The 18,453-nt window shown below is 49.2% G+C and carries 13 protein-coding genes; 2 read left to right on the top strand and 11 right to left on the bottom strand.

Going from position 1 to position 18,453, the window contains the following annotated elements; all coding sequences use genetic code 11:
* Positions 1-62: 62 nt before the first annotated feature.
* The 8 genes from UNDKW_RS05740 to UNDKW_RS05705 all read right to left on the bottom strand — a co-directional run bounded on the left by UNDKW_RS05740 (position 63) and on the right by UNDKW_RS05705 (position 12,239).
* Positions 63-1,604: a SpoVR family protein gene (locus UNDKW_RS05740; RefSeq protein ID WP_162057929.1), complete on the bottom strand. Its 1,542-nt coding sequence runs from the start codon at positions 1,602-1,604 to the stop codon at positions 63-65.
* Positions 1,605-1,612: 8 nt separating this feature from the next.
* Positions 1,613-2,887: a YeaH/YhbH family protein gene (locus UNDKW_RS05735; RefSeq protein ID WP_197893162.1), complete on the bottom strand. Its 1,275-nt coding sequence runs from the start codon at positions 2,885-2,887 to the stop codon at positions 1,613-1,615.
* Positions 2,888-2,940: 53 nt separating this feature from the next.
* Complete coding sequence (locus tag UNDKW_RS05730; protein ID WP_162040184.1) at positions 2,941-4,863, bottom strand: PrkA family serine protein kinase; 1,923 nt, start codon at positions 4,861-4,863, stop codon at positions 2,941-2,943.
* Between the two features lie 431 nt (positions 4,864-5,294).
* Positions 5,295-7,595, bottom strand: coding sequence for a bifunctional diguanylate cyclase/phosphodiesterase (locus UNDKW_RS05725; RefSeq protein ID WP_162057927.1), 2,301 nt, complete (start codon positions 7,593-7,595; stop codon positions 5,295-5,297).
* Between the two features lie 466 nt (positions 7,596-8,061).
* Entirely contained in the window at positions 8,062-8,874 is an 813-nt protein-coding gene (locus UNDKW_RS05720; RefSeq protein WP_162057926.1) for an ABC transporter ATP-binding protein, read from the bottom strand.
* A gap of 2 nt (positions 8,875-8,876) precedes the next feature.
* Positions 8,877-9,776 (bottom strand): nitrate ABC transporter permease, encoded by a 900-nt coding sequence (ntrB, locus tag UNDKW_RS05715; protein WP_162057925.1) that lies wholly within the window; start codon positions 9,774-9,776, stop codon positions 8,877-8,879.
* 9 nt (positions 9,777-9,785) lie between these two features.
* Positions 9,786-11,069 (bottom strand): CmpA/NrtA family ABC transporter substrate-binding protein, encoded by a 1,284-nt coding sequence (locus tag UNDKW_RS05710; protein ID WP_162057924.1) that lies wholly within the window; start codon positions 11,067-11,069, stop codon positions 9,786-9,788.
* Between the two features lie 501 nt (positions 11,070-11,570).
* Positions 11,571-12,239 carry an ANTAR domain-containing response regulator gene (locus tag UNDKW_RS05705; RefSeq protein WP_162061780.1) on the bottom strand — a complete coding sequence of 223 codons (669 nt, stop codon included), beginning with the start codon at positions 12,237-12,239 and terminating at the stop codon, positions 11,571-11,573.
* 144 nt (positions 12,240-12,383) lie between these two features.
* On the opposite strand from UNDKW_RS05705, the gene tsaD reads away from it, so the two are divergent.
* A complete protein-coding gene (tsaD, locus tag UNDKW_RS05700; RefSeq protein WP_162057923.1) occupies positions 12,384-13,412 on the top strand; it encodes a tRNA (adenosine(37)-N6)-threonylcarbamoyltransferase complex transferase subunit TsaD in 1,029 nt (342 codons plus the stop codon).
* Between the two features lie 17 nt (positions 13,413-13,429).
* Here the strand turns inward: tsaD and UNDKW_RS05695 are convergent, their stop codons facing one another.
* The 3 genes from UNDKW_RS05695 to ybaK form a co-directional block, all read right to left on the bottom strand.
* A complete protein-coding gene (locus tag UNDKW_RS05695) occupies positions 13,430-13,891 on the bottom strand; it encodes a cache domain-containing protein (RefSeq protein WP_232063255.1) in 462 nt (153 codons plus the stop codon).
* A 96-nt stretch (positions 13,892-13,987) separates the two neighbouring features.
* Positions 13,988-14,641, bottom strand: coding sequence for a glycerol-3-phosphate 1-O-acyltransferase PlsY (gene plsY / locus UNDKW_RS05690; protein ID WP_162057922.1), 654 nt, complete (start codon positions 14,639-14,641; stop codon positions 13,988-13,990).
* An 87-nt stretch (positions 14,642-14,728) separates the two neighbouring features.
* Entirely contained in the window at positions 14,729-15,220 is a 492-nt protein-coding gene (gene ybaK, locus UNDKW_RS05685; RefSeq protein ID WP_162057921.1) for a Cys-tRNA(Pro) deacylase, read from the bottom strand.
* 582 nt (positions 15,221-15,802) lie between these two features.
* On the opposite strand from ybaK, the gene UNDKW_RS05680 reads away from it, so the two are divergent.
* Positions 15,803-18,403 carry a TonB-dependent siderophore receptor gene (locus tag UNDKW_RS05680; RefSeq protein ID WP_162057920.1) on the top strand — a complete coding sequence of 867 codons (2,601 nt, stop codon included), beginning with the start codon at positions 15,803-15,805 and terminating at the stop codon, positions 18,401-18,403.
* The last annotated feature ends 50 nt before the right edge of the window (positions 18,404-18,453 follow it).

The following is an 18,453-nucleotide window of genomic DNA, read 5'->3' as shown; positions in this document are numbered from 1 at the left end:
TAACTGATAGACGGCACAGTCGCTACCGGGATTTAAACTCCCCCTCTGCCAGCCTGAAAAACTCAGGGTCTGTTGCGTTTTTCCCATTTGCACTCCTGCCTGGCCAGGACTTTGGACTCAGGATCAACCGTTTCCAGATACACATCAAAACCCCATAATCTGGCCACGTGCTTGAGCATTTCGCCTGTTTGCGGGTTCAATGGGCGGCGCAGGTATTGGGTATGGCGCAGGGTCAGGGCCCTGTCCCCCTGCATATCGACTGACCAGACCTGGATATTGGGTTCGCGATTGCCGAGATTATATTGCCCAGCCAGTTGCTCGCGCAGATAACGGTAGCCATGCTCATCATGAATGGCAGAAATCAGCAATTTATCCTTGGCGTCATCATCAAGAATGGAAAAGAAATGAAAGTCACGCATCAGCTTCGGTGACAGGAACTGGGCAATAAAGCTTTCATCCTTGAAATTGCGCATCGCAAATTGCAAAGTCTTTTGCCAGTCAGAACCGGCAAAGTCTGGGAACCATTCCCGGTCTTCCGGCGTTGGGTCTTCACAGATGCGGCGTATATCGCGCATCATGGCAAAGCCCAAAGCATATGGGTTGATGCCGTTAAAGTAGCGGCTGCCTACCGGCGGTTGATACACCACATTAGTATGGCTCTGCAAGAACTCCATCATGAAGCCATCACCAACGACGCCTTCTTCATAAAGTTGTTGCAATATGGTGTAATGCCAGAAGGTGGCCCAGCCCTCGTTCATGACCTGGGTCTGACGCTGCGGATAAAAGTACTGCGACACCTTGCGTATGATGCGCACGATCTCACGTTGCCAGGGTTCCAGCAGCGGAGAATATTTCTCAATGAAATACAAGAGATTTTCTTGCGGCTCTGCCGGGAAACGCTGTTTGACCATACTCTCAGGTGCTTCATTGCGCCTCGGTATCGTGCGCCACAAATCATTGACCTGAGACTGCATGTACTTCTCGCGCTCTTCCTGACGTTCCCGTTCTTCAGCCAGGGAGATGCGGGCCGGGCGTTTATATCGATCTACCCCATAATTCTGCAAGGCATGGCAGGAATCGATGATGAGTTCCACCGCTTCCATGCCATAACGCTGTTCGCAGTCGGCAACGTAATTCTTGGCGAACAGCATGTAATCAATAATCGCCTCGGCATCCGTCCAGGTACGGAACAGGTAATTCCCCTTGAAAAAGGAATTATGCCCATAGGCCGCATGCGCGATCACCAAAGCCTGCATGGTCAGACTATTCTCTTCCATGAGATAGGAAATGCAGGGGTTGGAATTGATGACTATCTCATAGGCCAGCCCCATTTGCCCGCGCTTATAACTTTTTTCGGTAGACAGGAAATGCTTGCCGAAAGACCAGTGATTATAGGAGACTGGCATGCCCACCGAAGCATAGGCGTCCATCATCTGCTCAGCAGTAATGACTTCCAGCTGATTCGGGTAAGTATCAAGGCCAAATTGTTCGGCCACACGACGTATTTCTTCATGCGCCTGCTCTATCAGGTCGAAAGTCCATTCTGATTGCTCTGGCAAGGCGCGCGGGTGTTTTTTCCTGGGGCTGACATGGTCGTTTTCCATGGATTACCTCATTTCGGCTGCTTCTTGAACAGTTCCCGAAAAACCGGATAAATATCCGCCGGTGTTTCTATTTTTTGCATCGCAAAGTGTGCACTTTGCTCGGCCACTTTTTCATATTCCAGCCACAGATTTTGCGGCTGACCATCGGTAATTTCTACATAAGCGTAATATTGCACCAGGGGCATGATGCTATTGAGGAGCAATTGCTTGCAGGTGGCAGAATCATTGTCCCAGTTATCACCATCCGAGGCCTGGGCCACATACACATTCCAGTCAGATGCGGCATAACGTTCACGCACAATTTGCGAGAGCAGGTTCAGGGCTGAAGAAACGATGGTACCACCCGATTCACGCGAATGGAAAAAAGCATCTTCATCCACTTCCAGCGCCGTTGTGTGATGACGTATGAAGACGACTTCTATTTTTTCATAGGCACGTGTCAGGAACAGGTACAGCAAAATAAAGAAGCGTTTTGCCGTATCTTTTTTTTGCTCATCCATGGAGCCGGATACATCCAGCAGGCAAAACATCACGCACTGGCTGGCTGGTTTGGGTACCTTGACGCGGTTGCTGTAGCGCAGGTCAAATGGATCAAGAAAAGGGATGGCCAGCAAACGGGTACGCAGATGATGTATCTCCTGCTTGAGTGCGACGAAGTGCGGATCTTTTGGGTCCACACCCACTTCCAGCAAGACTGTCATTTCTTGCTCTGCATCTTTGAGTCTGCGGGCAGACTTGCCACCCACCGCTATGCGCCTTCCCATGGCACCGCGCAAAGAGCGCAGCACATGCAGGCTGGACGCCGTACCTGAAGTTTTATAACCTGCACGCTGGCTCTTGAAATCGGTCGTCGAAGTCAGCTGGGTCTTGACCATATTTGGCAATTCCAGATCTTCGAAGAAGTAATTCATGAACTCTTCGCGCGACAACTGAAAAACAAAATCATCTTCGCTGGGGTCTTCACTATTGCCACCCTGTCCTTTGCCGGAACCACCACTACCACCTTTGGGCCTGGCTACCTGGTCACCGCGCTGGTATTGCTCATTACCTGGCTGCACGCCTTCCCAGACACCACCATGGGCATGACCAAAAGTTGGTTCACTGACATCCTTGACGGGGATGGAAATGCGTTCACCACTCTCTATATCAGTGATAGAGCGACCTTTAACTGCTCGGGCGACAGCATCCTTGATCTGCCCTTTATAGCGACGCAAAAAACGTTCGCGATTCGGGGCAGACTTGTTTTTGCCCTGGACACGTCGGTCAATCAGATGAACCAAAATGCTCTCCCGTTTGCCCTGAAATTTCCTGTTTCACTCTTCTATCTATGCTGCGATCAAGAAGATTTCCTTACCCGCAGATACCATTCGCATAACAGGCGCACCTGCTTGGCGGTGTAGCCTTTGGCGACCATGCGTTCAACAAATTCCTGGTGCTTGTTCGAATCGTCGGCACTGGCTTTGGCGTTGAAGGAAATAACAGGCAATAATTCTTCTGTATTCGAGAACATTTTTTTCTCGATGACCGTACGCAGTTTTTCATAACTGGTCCAGGCTGGATTTTTACCTGCATTCTGCGCCCTCGCCCTCAACACGAAATTGACGATCTCGTTGCGGAAGTCTTTAGGGTTGGAAATACCTGCCGGTTTTTCTATTTTTTCCAGTTCATTGTTCAGAGCATCGCGGTCAAAACTCTCACCGGTATCGGGATCGCGGAATTCCTGATCCTGTATCCAGAAATCGGCAAAGGTCACATAGCGGTCAAAGATGTTCTGGCCATATTCGGAATAACTTTCCAGATAGGCCGTCTGAATTTCCTTGCCTATGAATTCCGCATAACGTTGCGCCAGATATTCCTTGATGTACGATACATATTTTTGCTCAATCTCTGGCGCAAATTGCTCGCGTTCTATTTGCTGCTCCAGCACATATAGCAGATGCACGGGGTTGGCCGCCACTTCGGTATTATCGAAGTTAAACACCTTGGACAGAATCTTGAAGGCGAAGCGTGTTGACAGACCATTCATGCCCTCATCGACACCGGCATAATCAGCATATTCCTGCCGTGACTTGGCCTTGGGATCAGTATCCTTGAGGTTCTCACCGTCATAGACCTGCATCTTGCTGAAGATGCTGGAATTCTCAGGTTCCTTCAGTCGTGACAGCACGGCAAATTGCGCCATCATTTTCAGTGTGCCAGGAGCACATGGTGCGGCTGCCAGTGAAGAAGTGCGCACCAGTTTTTCGTAAATTTTTATTTCATCATTGACGCGCAGGCAATACGGTACTTTGACGATGTAAATACGGTCAAGGAAGGCTTCATTATTCTTATTGTTCTTGAAGGTTTTCCATTCTGACTCATTTGAGTGAGCCAGAATGATGCCTTCAAACGGTATTGCACCAAAGCCCTCTGTACCCTTGAAATTACCTTCTTGGGTAGCAGTCAGTAAGGGATGCAAGACCTTGATAGGCGCCTTGAACATTTCCACGAATTCCATCAAGCCCTGATTCGCCAGGCACAGACCACCTGAATAACTGTAGGCATCAGGATCATCCTGTGCATATTCTTCGAGCTTGCGGATATCGACCTTGCCTACAAGAGAAGAAATATCCTGATTGTTTTCGTCACCTGGTTCAGTTTTGGAAACTGCAATCTGCTTCAATACCGAGGGGTAGCGTTTGACCACACGGAACTGGTTGATATCACCATTGAACTCATGCAGGCGCTTGACCGCCCATGGGCTGGGTATATTTTTCAGGTAACGGCGAGGAATACCAAAATCTTCTTCGAGCAAAATCCCGTCTTCATCTTCGTTGAACAAACCGAGAGGTGATTCATTGACGGGTGAGCCCTTGATGCAATAGAAGGGGATCTTCTCCATCAGCGATTTCAGCCTTTCGGCGATGGACGATTTACCGCCACCGACAGGACCCAGCAGATACAAAATTTGCTTGCGCTCTTCCAGACCTTGCGCAGCATGGCGGAAATAGGAAACGACTTGTTCTATGACTTCTTCCATGCCGTAAAATTCACGGAAGGCAGGATAGATCTTGATGACTTTATTTGAGAAGATGCGTGAGAGCCGCGAGTCATGCCGGGTATCAACCAGCTCAGGCTCACCGATGGCAGCCAGCATGCGCTCTGAAGCGCTGGCATATACCAGCCTGTCCTTTTTACAAAGATCCAGGTATTCCTGCATGGAATACTCTTCTTCACGAGTACGTTCATACCGCGCGGTGTAGTTGTCAAAGATATTCATCCCGACCTCCATGGATAAGCAGAAAACTTGCAAATACCGAACCGGTCTGGTGGCAATTCAAATCAAACTGATCACATCAAATCAATTGCCAGCCAGCACACTACAACTTTAGTGTAGTTGAAATTATCAAAACGTGCAGACGAAATTGTTACTCTGTGCAAAATGTTGGAAATAAGCAAAACGAATTCAGTTACGCTAAATTTGTTAAATGAATTAAGTAAAGCGAATTAGGTTAAACGAATTAAGTTAAACCTGCGCTTGAACATGAGCACACACAAAGCATCAATCTACACTATCCAACGCAATTTCGTGGATGGCGTTGACAGCGAATGTTAATTTATGTGATGAGTAATTCTGCAGATGCACAAATTTTTATGCGCATTCCATCGCAAATCATTGATGCATATGCGAGAAATATGACATGAAGAATATCAGGCAAGTTTGAATTTATAAGATGGCGCTGCTTCTTTTGCTGGCATTTCGGTCAACAGTAATTCCAGTGCCGAGACTTCGAGTGGCCTGTAATAATAATATCCCTGGAAATAATCGCAGCCTATCTCTTTGAGGAATCGTTCCTGCTCTTCGTTTTCCACACCCTCGGCAACCGTGTGACAGGACAGAATATTGGCCAGTGAGATAATCGCCTTGATGATCATTTCGCTCTTCTTGTTATTGCCTATCTGGGCAACGAAGGAACGGTCAATCTTGACACTCTGTGCCGGGAAATGGCTGAGCTTGGACAGCGATGAATAGCCAGTACCAAAATCATCAATCGCAATATTGAAACCGCGTGCCTTGAGTTCATCAAGATGGTGGATGGTCAGGGCTTCATTCGCGATCAAGCCGGTCTCGGTAATCTCAAATTCGATATAGGAAGGGGCGATATCGTAGCGGTTGCAACAACTGTCTATCAGTTGCAACAAGTCATTGCGGGCGATATCTGTCGCTGACAAATTCAGCGCAATCACGGGACAATCAGCAAAGCGGTTAAGCCAGTCCCTGACCTGGCAACACACCTGGTTCATGACATAGTTGCTGATCAGGCGTATCAGGCCGGCACGTTCGGCAATCGGAATAAATTCTGCCGGGGCGACATTACCCAGGCTGGGTGATTCCCAGCGCAGCAAGGCTTCCAGGCCTGCGATCTTGCCATGCTTATCGACCTTGGGTTGATATACCAGACGGAATTCATCCTGCTTGAGACCATTGACGATACCAACTTCAATCTCGACACTGCGGCGTATCTGCAGGGCATCTTCTTCATCGAACAAGGTGACACTCTGGTCACTGGAGCGGCGGGCAGTATCGAGCGCCACTTCGCTACGGCGTATCAGGTCATCGGGATCAACATCTTCTGGCCTGACCAGGGCGATACCGGCAGAGAACTGTATCAGTAAATTCTCACCATTGATTTCCAGCTCTTTGGGTAAATTATTCCTGACTTTTTCTACCAGCTTGATGATTTCACCTGGGGTGCGCGAATTCTCAACGACGAATGAAAACACGATACTGCGCAGGCGTGCACAAAAACAATTCTTGGGCAAGGCACGTGATAACTCTTCGGCAAAACGGCGCAGCAGGATATCACCAGTATGAGCACCAAACTGCTGGTTGGCATGACGTATGCTGTTCAGCCGGAAAGATACCAGGGCAGTGACTTTGGTTTCATCATTATTCCCAAGCACGCCTTGCAGGTGGCTGCGCAACATGTCACGGTTGGGGAGATTGGTCAGGGCATCATGACGACTCAGGTAATCTTCACGCTGCAGGCTGAGCTGCAATGCGTGATGCATGGAATGCAGGCCAGAAACATCGCGCAAGGCAACGATGTAGTGATCGGTAGAAGTCTGAGAAATATTTTCCAGTGCAACCAGCTTGCCATCACGCGTGCGGTAAGCCGACATGCGCATGTTTTCTGATTCTTCGGCGTTCGGGCTTTTCAAGCGCACACTGTTATCCAGCGACAACCAGCCAAACAAGGCGCGGTCGCCATCATCATCTGCCTCTCGTCCAAGCAAATTATTGGCTAGCTGATTCGCCTGCAGGATTTGCCCACTCGCGTCAGTCAACAGCAAAGCCGTGCCGGCGTTCTGGAATACTTCTTCATATTGCGCATGGCTTACTTCCAGCGCTGCACTAGCCTGGCGATAGCGCAATGCTGATACGTCGAGTTCGTGCAAAACCCTGAACACCGCCAAGGGTACGCAGGTATTAAAGAACAGGAATAACAGAGACTGTATATAGGTATTGCTGGCAGGCAGCATCACATCAAAACCTGGCACATTGAACAGGGGACGGTTCAGCAACAGTAAAAGAAAAGGCAATACATTGAATGCCATGAGACCCAAGGCGAGCCGGGTACCAAAGAACAGCCTGGCAATAATCGGGGTGGTGTAGATGAAGATATAGCCAAACTTGGCTATTTCGAACTGATTGACGAGACAAACAATGGCGAATGCAGACGCATATACCGTGCCTATGAGTATAGCGGCACCGGCGCGCAGATGACGGGATGAATAGTACAAGCCCAATGCCAGCACCGCATAGAAAAAGCCAACCACCCACAGCACCTGATAAGCACCAACTGCGATTGCGTCCAGGGAACTGTGAATCGCTACTGCCGCCTCCAGCAAAAAGCCGGACATCAAAATGATACGTAGTGCACTTAATTTCCATGCAGCGTGCTCGGCAGGCGTTAATGCACTTTCATTAAGAAAAAGCCAGCGAAACATGTCATGCAATCAATATAAAAAGCCAGAACCTGTTGCGCATTCATGGAAAAAATACCTGCACTCTTGCGGCAAAACAATTATTTGCCCTGAGGTATCCCTGACCACATTCACATCAACAAACCCCTATGAATCTGTAAAAAAATGTTTCCAAAACAATTAGGCATTCTCTCATAGATTTAATTGATTTCCGCACATATTGTCACAATTAGCCGCATTAAAAATGAAAACTATTTTTCATTTGGTGAATTGAACGGATACTTATATTTCATATTGCAGTTCTTTAGAGGACAAAACATTCCAAACATTGCATTTAGATAATTTATTCATGAACTACAAATAAAATACGGAAACGCCATTTCATTGCCAGAAAACAATGAAATGGCGGCGATGGCGGAGTTTCTGCATGCGGGTCGTTTTATAGAAACTAAAAACCACCGCTCCCAGCAAATACTCCATTCAGGCAAGTTCAGGCAGCATCATGCACAGGATGTGATTGGCGGTGATACAAAAACTCCAGTACTTGAGTACGGTAAGCTGCATATTGTGGGTTTTGCGCGAGTGCCACGCGGTCACGTGGCCTGTCCAGATCGACTTTCAAGATTTCACCTATAGTCGCTGCCGGGCCATTGGTCAGCATGACGATGCGGTCTGACAGTAAAACCGCCTCATCCACATCATGCGTCACCATAACCACGGTGGATTGCGTCTTGGCGACGATCTTTAGCAACCCATCTTGCAGATGAGCCCGCGTGAGGGCATCAAGAGCACCGAAGGGCTCGTCCATGAGCAAGACTTTTGGTTCTATCGCCAGCGCCCGGGCTATGCCTACACGCTGCTTCATGCCGCCGGAAATTTCATTCGGGCGTTTTTTCTCGGCATGCGTGAGACCCACCAGTGACAGGGCTTGCATGGTGCGCTTTTGCAGTTTCGTCCCATTCTCGGTTGCGCCAAATACCCGCTCCACCGCCAGGAAGACATTCTCATAGCAGGTCAGCCAGGGTAATAAAGAATGATTCTGGAATACCACGCCGCGTTCTGGTGATGGTCCAGAAATTTCCCTGTGTGCGCACAGCAAGGTGCCGGAGCTGGCATTAGTCAGGCCAGCAATCAGATTCAGCAGCGTCGATTTTCCGCAACCAGAGTGACCAATCAGGGTAATGAACTCGCCCTTCTTGACATTCAGATTGATATCGCGCAGTGCATGAAAACTGCCTTTTTTGGTATTGAAGACCATTTCTACCTGATTGATCTCTATGTACTTGTTGTCGATTTCATTCATGATCATGTCCCCACATCTTCATAAGTAAAGGCGCGTGCTATCGCCACCAGGATTTGCTCAAGTATCAGCCCCACCATGCCGATGACGACAATGGCAATGATGATGTGTGGTACGTTCAGATTATTCCATTCGTCCCAGACCCAGAAGCCTATGCCTACACCACCGGTCAGCATTTCTGCCGCAACGATAACCAGCCATGCCGTGCCTATCGCCAGCCTGACGCCGGTCAGCATATAGGGCAGCACCGAGGGCAGGAGAATGCGCGTGATGATTTTCCATTCAGACAAATTCAGTACGCGGGCGACATTCATATAATCTTGTGGAACGCGCTGCACACCGATTGCAGTATTGATGATCATGGGCCAGATTGAACAAATAAAAATAGACCAGATCGCCGCCGGATGGGCCGACTTGAATACCAGCAAACCTATGGGCAGCCAGGCCAGCGGCGAGACTGGTTTCAAAAGGCTGATGATGGGATTAAACATGCCGGACAGGAACTTGAAACGACCTATTAAAAACCCCAACGGTATACCTGCCGCTGCAGCCAGGCCAAAGCCAACTGCGACCCGCTTGAGCGAAGCAAAAATATTCCAGCCTATACCCTGGTCATTTGGCCCTTTTTGATAAAAGGGGTCAGAGAATACCTTGATAGCTTCCTGCAAAGTCACCCATGGCGAAGGAAAAGTCGTGTTCTTGATTGCGATGATTTCCCAGATCAATATCAGCATGCCGACACCAAACAAAGGCGGCAACACACTCAGGAAAAAAGGCCGGAACGAACGTGGCTTTTTTTCTTTTTTAGGTTTGATTTCCTTGACCACGTTTACTTCCTTCGTTGTCGTTGCAGCGCTGGCGGCATCGTCTGTTGCGGGCATTACACCATGTACCAGGGTATTCATGACGAATCCTCAAGCCTTGATTTTGAAAGAAGCTGCATAGGCAGCCGGGTTCTTGCCATCCCAGACCGTACCGTCCATGAACTTGCTGCTGCGCATAGGGTCTTTTGGTACGGATACCTTGGCCATGGTCGCGGCGTCCTTGTAGATGTCGATGCGATTAACCGCTTTTGCCACCGCAAGGTAATCGGGATCCGCCTTCAATAAACCCCAGCGCTTGTGCTGGGTCAGGAACCACATACCATCAGACAGGTAAGGGAAATTCACCGCACCGTCATTAAAAAATTTCATGTAGTTAGGGTCGTCCCAGGTCTTGCCCAGACCATTTTGATAGCGTCCCAGAATGCGCTGATTGATGACATCGACCGAGGTGTTTACATAGGATTTGTCGGCAATGGTTTCTGCCATCTTGGTCTTGTTGGACAAGGACGCGTCTATCCAGCGGCTGGCATCGAGAATAGCGGCGACAACTGCCCGCGCCGTGTTTGGATATTTCTGTACGAATTCAGAAGTGGTACCCAAAACTTTTTCTGGATGATCTTTCCAGATGTCCTGTGTCGTTGTGGCCGTAATGCCTATGCCGTCGGCAATTGCCCTGTGATTCCAGGGTTCACCTACGCAATAACCATCCATATTACCGACCCGCATATTTGCCACCATTTGCGGTGGTGGCACGGTTATCACCTTGGCATCTTTCATGGGGTTGATACCATGTGCTGCCAGCCAGTAATACAACCACATCGCATGGGTGCCGGTAGGGAAAGTCTGGGCGAAAGTATATTCGCGCTTGTCGCTTTGCATGAGCTTGGCCAGACCCGCGCCATCTACAGCGCCTTTCTCTGCCAGCTTCTTCGACAAGGTAATGGCCTGGCCGTTATTGTTCAGCGTCATCAGCACGGCCATGTCTTTTTTATTCCCGCCTACCCCAAGCTGTACACCATAGATCAAACCATATAAAACATGGGCAGCATCGAGTTCGCCATTGACGAGTTTGTCACGCACGCTGGCCCAGGAAGATTCTTTGCTCGGGATAATCTTGATACCGTACTTTTTGTCAAAACCCAGCACCGATGCCATCACCACCGAAGCGCAATCCGTCAGAGGGATGAAGCCTATGTGCACTTCTTCTTTTTCTGGCTTGTCTGATCCCGCAGCCCATACCCCACCAGTACTCAAGCCCATGATGCCTGCCCCGCTTGCCAGTGCGGCAGTTTGCAAGAAACTGCGACGTTTGAAATTAGGTTCATTTTCTACCTGCGTCTTGATGAGATGATTAGAAGTTTCCTGATTCGACATGTCTGCACTCCAGCTAAATTAATTTCTATTAGGACTTACGCAAAACCGCCCTAGCTGCGTTGTTAGCTCCTAGCCGTACTAAAGTACTGTCTTCGTCGCTACGCCTTGCTAGGACAATTTTGCGTAAGTCCCGTCGATAATAAAAAAGGTGTCGTTCCACCACGGATAAACCGTATGGAAAGACACCTTTGTCTTGTGAGGTGACCGCCGTTAGTCAGACTCACATTTTCTTCGAGGTGAATGAAAAATTAACCTGGCGTTGTTGCGTCGCTTTGCCGTACTAAAGTACTGTCTGCAGCGACGACGCCTAGCCATCTTAATTTTTCATTCACCTCTTTAGCACCAGCTTTGGCGCTTTCTTTAACTATAGCAATTGCCGTGCCAGCTCAAATTAAAAGACTCTTATCCTCAGGCCGGCGTAGTGAAATAAATATCCCTGAAAAACACCAACTGGCGCGCACTTAAATGACGCAATGCACCATTTACATGCGCAAAGCAGATTCAGCCACCGAGCAAATCCGCCACATCCAGCATGCGCTGCGCCAGATCGACCAGCTTCAGGTTCTTTTCCATGGCTTGCTTGCGCATTTTTTGATAGGCCTCGTTTTCTGAGAGATGATGGCGTTCCATCAGCAAACCCTTGGCACGTTCTATGGTTTTGCGCTCTTGCAGCTTGGCCTTGGTATCAGATAATTCGCTACGCAGCTTTTGATCTGCATTGAAGCGCGCCATGGCGACATCCAGCACAGGCTTGATGCGCTCAGACTGCAAACCGGCAACCACATAGGCCGAGACGCCAGCTTCCATGGCCGCGGCCATATTGGATTGATTGCCATCTTCAGTGAACAAAACGATGGGACGCGGCGCATCGCGAGTCAGCATGACCATATGCTCCAGGACATCACGCGAATCAGACTCGGCATCAATAATGATCATGTCCGGCTGCAACTGGGCGATGCGCTCGCTCATATAGATGTCGCCAGGAATAACCGCGATGATGTTATAACCCGCTTGCAGCAAGCCTATGCGCAAGGCACGGGAGCGGGCCAACTGTGCCTGGGCGTGCTCCTGCAATTCGTCTTCGCGCTGGATGACCGTGTTCACCACCACAATCCGCAGACTGGGTGATACCGGTGTTGTCGCTTCGTCAGTATTTGCTTTGCCGCGCATTGATGGCCTATGCCAGATATAATTACGTTTACCAGCCATAGCAAGAATCACACCAATCCCTGCGCTGGAATACAAGCGGCCAATCGCTTGCATTCTTGCCATGTCTATGTCATTCGTTTGCTTTTCACTTACTTAGAAACAGATATGATAGTTCTCGGCGTTGAATCCTCCTGTGACGAAACCGGCCTGGCCCTGTATGACACAGAGCGCGGCCTGCTTGCCCATGCACTGCATTCGCAAATCGCCATGCACCAGGAATATGGTGGTGTCGTGCCCGAACTGGCGTCACGCGACCATATACGCCGTGCCCTGCCCCTGCTGACCGAAGTGTTGACTAAGTCTGGCACAGAAAAACAGGCCATAAATGCGATTGCCTATACCCAGGGACCTGGCCTGGCGGGTGCCTTGCTGGTTGGTGCCTCGGTTGCCTGTGGCCTGGGCATGGCACTGGATAAGCCCGTGCTCGGTGTCCATCACCTGGAAGGCCATTTGCTGTCTCCCCTGCTGGCCAGCCAGCCACCGGAGTTCCCATTTATCGCCCTGCTGGTCTCCGGTGGGCATACCCAGTTGATGCGGGTGGATGGCATCGGTCGTTACCAGCTATTGGGAGAAACCCTGGACGATGCTGCGGGTGAAGCCTTTGACAAGTCAGCCAAATTGCTGGGTCTGTCTTATCCCGGTGGACCGGCTATCTCGCGCATGGCAGAGTTTGGTGACCCGGCAGCTTACCAGTTCCCACGTCCCATGCTGCATTCCAAGGACTTGAACTTCAGTTTCTCTGGTTTGAAGACAGCGGTACTGACGGTTGTTAAAAACCACCCGGCAAACATCTGTGAGCAAGACAAGGCAAATATTGCGCGTGGCTTTGTCGATGCTATCGTCGCCGTGCTGACCGCCAAGTGCGTCACCGCGATGAAAGAAAGTGGACTGAAGCGTCTGGTGATCGCTGGTGGCGTTGGTGCCAACCAGCAGTTGCGCGCATCCCTGAATGCGGCAGCGGCAAAGAAGCGCTTCCAGGTATATTACCCTGAGCTGGAATTTTGTACCGACAATGGCGCAATGATCGCCTTTGCCGGCGCCATGCGCCTCAAAAACAATCCTGGCCTGGCGACCAGGGATTACGGTTTTAATGTGAAGCCGCGCTGGCCCTTGCAGGAATTGATTGCCGCCTGATTTTATCCACGGCAGCGCTATTTATAGATACCACAGCCGACGATCACATTCTCGAATTTTTCCACATACATGGACTTGGGTTCGATCTGCTTGGTCGTGGGATTAATGAATTTATAATCCTGCCAGGCCTTACCCTTGGCTTTGACCAGTTCTATACGCTCGCGTATAAAAAATTTGCCATCGATATCGGTGAGGTCAAACATTTCCTTGCCTACCATCTTGGGATTCAGGTGAGCGAGATTTTTGCCATTCATGTCATAGACAACGACATATAAGTCACGGTCCTGGTACTGACCATCGCGCTTGTTGATCTCGGCTACAGTCGCCTCGACACCATGCTTTTTCATTGCATCGATGGCTTTTTGCACCATGGCCTTGGCCTCATTGGCACTGCCATGCTCTGCTGCCTGGGCCGGAAAACTCATCAAGCCCAAAGTGAACAAGCCTGCCATCCAAAGTTTCACAAATCGCGTCAGCATAAGCAACCCCCTCATTTATGAATAAAAAAGCACGGCGCTTTTTAAGCATAAATGAGGGGTAGCGAATAATCTAGATTTATTTACAAAATTTAAGACTTATTTTTTCTTGTCCTGCTTTTTATCTTCTTTCTTGTCGTCTTTCACTGCCGTCTTCTTGCTACCCAGACGGCTTTCCTTGCCTGCAATCAGGTTCGCGATATTCTGGCTATGGCGATACACCAGCAAGGCACTCATGATGGCAATCGCCAGCATTTTGACATCCGGGCCAAACAGCAAGCCATAATAAAACGGTGCAAATATCGCCGCGACCAGGGCTGCCAGCGAAGAATAGCGAAAGGCAAACGCCACCATCAGCCAGCTCACCAGTGTCGCCACACCCAGCCAGATATCGATGCCGATTAAGATACCGGCTGCCGTTGCCACGCCTTTGCCGCCAACGAACTTGAAAAATACTGGCCACAAATGACCGATGAACACTGCCAGGGCAACGATGGCAACGCCCGTGTCACCAAGATCAAACTGATCCTGGTAGCGGATTGCCAGCCATACCGCCAACCAGCCCTTGAAGGCATCACCCAACAGCGTCAACACCGCTGCGGCCTTGTTCCCACTACGCAGTACATTGGTCGCGCCCGGGTTTTTTGAGCCATAAGTGCGCGGATCAGCCAGGCCAAACAGCTTGCTGACCACCACTGCAAACGACAGTGAACCGATCAGGTAAGCGGCAACTGCCGCCAGAATTGTATTCATCTTATTCCTTCATTTCTTTAAGCTTCGCAAGTATAAGCCAGGCCAGTAGCAGAATCAGCCAGCCTCGCAAAATTCTTGAAACTGGATTCATTCGTCGATGGCACAATCGACTGGCCGTGCCTGCAACAGACTTTCCAGCAAGCTGGGGGCAATGCCGATCAGATAGCCGCGCTGGCCACCATTGATATAAATTTTTGGCAGCGCCAGTATGCTGCGCTCCACATAAACAGGCATGGCCTTTTTAGTGCCAAAGGGAGACGTGCCGCCAACCAGGTAACCTGAATGCTTTTGCGCATTTTCAGGCTTGCAGGGTTCGACTGACTTGCAGCCTATCTGCCGAGCCAGGTTTTTGGTAGAAACCTTTTTGTCCCCATGCATGAGCACGATCATGGGCTTGGCAGCTTCATCCTGCATGACCAGGGTTTTCACAACGTGGTGCTCATCCACACCGAGTTCACGGGCAGACACTGAAGTGCCGCCATGTTCTTCATACGCATACGGGTGCTCGGTAAACTCAGCCTTGTGCTTGCGCAGCAACTGAGTTGCCTGAGTGACTGATACATGTTCTTTCTTAGCCAAATTACACTCTCAAAAAACTGGATTTGCAAAAAAACAGGCACAGATTATATCGCCTCAGGATGTCTGGCTGGGACGCAAGTGTGTGTTCAACATCATTTAATTTGGGCTATTGGCAAGAATGAACTTGCAAACCCAGGTATCGAATACGTCGAATGAAGTGCAAACATTAAAAACGCTGCTGAACAAACTTCAGACAAGCCAGAAACATATTTGAACTACAAAAATTCAATTTCATCAAGATGCAAGATCACAAATAAAAAAAGCACAAAATAATGTCAGGAAAATATGAGAATTTTCGAATTCTCAAGCCTCAAATAATGATTTACAAAATTTCATATTTATTAAATGCATAATATTTATTTCCGTAGTTTGCAAGCAACAATTATTAACAATTCTGTTACATCCCATTACATAATACCGCGCAAGCCAGATCTTCATTCTGGCTTTGCCTGCATGGCTAAAAAAATATAACAGGCCATGTAGTTTGCCCTATCGATGCTGACCAAACCGACCATACAACAGCAAAACGGTTTGATTGCCGCCGATAAAATTAATAACAACTTAAGGTGGAAGTGAAAATATATGTACCTGAAAGAAAAAAAAGCTTCTCAATTGGTGCGTACTGCCCTGTGCCTGATGGCCGGCTCTATGCTCACCATGAACGGTTACGCGCAAGCCGTTACAGAAGAACCTGCAAAACTGCAAAAAATTGAAATTACCGGTTCAAACATCAAACGTGTACAGACCGAAGGTGCCTCACCGGTACAGATCATTACCAGGGCCGAGCTGGAAAAAACAGGTGCCACCAGTCTGTCATCTGTTATTCAAAATCTTTCTTCAAACAATGCCGGCGCCCTGACCGGTGTTGAATACAACGGTTTCTCTCCTGGCGCAACAACTGCATCCCTGCGCGGTCTGGGTAGCGGCGCCACTCTGGTACTGGTCAATGGCCGCCGTGTTGCACAATATGGCATTACCGGCTTCCAGTCACAATTTGCCAATCTTGACGCGATACCTGTCGGTGCCGTTGATCATATCGACGTCCTGCTCGATGGCGCATCCGCAATCTATGGTTCGGAAGCGATCGCAGGCGTAATCAATATCTGGCTGAGAAAAGACTACACTGGCAGCGAAGTCAAAGTCAGTGGTGGCACAACCTCTCACGGCAAGGCAAAATCCAAAGACTTCAATCTCTCCTATGGCATGGGCGATATTGCAGCAGACAAGTTTAATCTGATGGGCTTTTTCGAGCATCACGACTCTGATGCACTGTCCATGCGCGACATCAATGCCTATAACAGCCAGGATTACCGTGGTTTTGGCATTACCAAAGGCGATCGCCGCACAGCTTACTCCGTACCTGGCAATGTCCTGATCAATAACGTGATTACTGCCCTGCCAGGATGCCCTACAGCTAACCTGGCACCAAACGGCCGCTGCCTGCTGGATCGTTTTGACTGGACTGATGCGGTTCCAAAACGTTCCAACGATTCCTTCTTCGCCCGTGGCGAATATCAGTTCAGCGCGAATCACAGTTTCTTCATCGAAGCTGGGGTCACGCAAATCAAAACCAATTTGCGTTTTGATCCACAGTTTTACGCGAATGACGACGCTGGCACTTTCACGATAGCTGGCGGTAAGAGTTACCTGGTGCGTACCGGCGACCTGGGTGCCCGCACTATTGATGTCAAGGATACTGAAACACGTGTCATCGGCGGTTTCAAAGGCACATTGGGCAGTTGGGAATATGATACGTCGCTCGGCTACCTGCAAAGTAAAGTCAACGTAGATCAACGCGGATTCATCATCACCGATCAGATGGAAGCCGCACTGGCAAATGGCACTTATGTGCCTGGCGCCGCCAACAATGCAGCTGATGTGCGCGCCAGAATCTCTCCTATGTTGAGACGTCAGGGCGAAAATAAAACCTGGTTTGCTGATCTCAAAGTCAGTAATTCTGAATTGTTTGAATTGCCAGGTGGCTTTGCCGGTAGCGCTGCCGGTATTGAATACCGCCGCGAATCCACCAGTGACGTCGACGACCAGTACTTCCTGGATCAACGCGTTTATTCCATCGGTGGTTTGCCAAAGTTGCCATTCTCCAGCCGTAATGTCGCATCTGCGTATGGTGAGTTGAATCTGCCTGTACTGAAATCCCTGGAACTGTCCACTGCGGTGCGTGCAGATAATTACAGTGTCGGTGGCAATTCTCTGACACCGAAGATAGGTGCAAAATGGAGTGTGCTTCCAACTGTAGTGTTGCGCGGCACGATTGCAAAAGGCTTCCGTGCGCCTAACTTCCGTGAAATTTCTCCATCTGTCTCAGTTGGTTTCTATAACGGCCAGCAAGATCCGGTACTGTGCCAGACTGGTGAAGAACCAGACTGCAATATCTCGCTGAAGGCAAACATTTCTGGTAATGCCAACCTCAAGCCAGAAAAATCCACCAGCAACACCATCGGTATCGTTTGGGAACCTGTCAAGGACTATAGCGTCACCCTAGACTATTACAAGATAGAACGTCGTGATGAAATCAGCTCTCTGGACATCACCTATTTGCTGTCGAACCAGAAAGACCCTAACTTCGCGAAATACATTACCCGCGATAAAGGTGGTCATATCACTGAAGTAAACCTGCCGTACATCAATATCGGTAAAACACAGGTCAGTGGTTTTGATCTGGACTTCAAGGGCAAACAGAATCTGGGTGAATACGGCAAACTGAACTTCCGTTCAAAAATGTCCCTGACCAGGGAATATCTGACAACGCCATTCCCGGATAGCGAAACGGTTGATTACAACAAGACCTACAGCCAGCCTGAATTCCGTGGCTCCCTCGCAGTTGGCTGGGAAAAAGGCCCATGGTCACATGAAGCGTCTGGTAACTATATCTCTGGTTATGACTATGTTGGTACACCGGCAGAGAGCTGCAAGATCGACATCATCTATGGCGCTCCTGCTTCCTACTGCCGCGTAGCTTCCACAACAACCTGGAACTGGTTTACAGGTTACAAGGGCTTCAAAAACATGGAACTGGCATTGAACATCTCCAACCTGTTCGATACCAAGCCACCATTTGATGCCCGTAGCGCGCTGAATAATGGTTCATTCCCATACAACTCAGGTTATAACAGTCCATTTGGCCGTCGTTTCCAATTCTCTGTTAAGTACGCGTTCAAATAATCAAAGCGATTATTGAAAAAAAACACGCAGCATTGCATCCATGTAAAGTA

Source organism: Undibacterium sp. KW1, assembly GCF_009937955.1.
In the GTDB taxonomy this organism is placed as follows: Bacteria; Pseudomonadota; Gammaproteobacteria; order Burkholderiales; family Burkholderiaceae_D; genus Undibacterium.
This window is presented reverse-complemented; position numbering and strand designations above follow the sequence as displayed.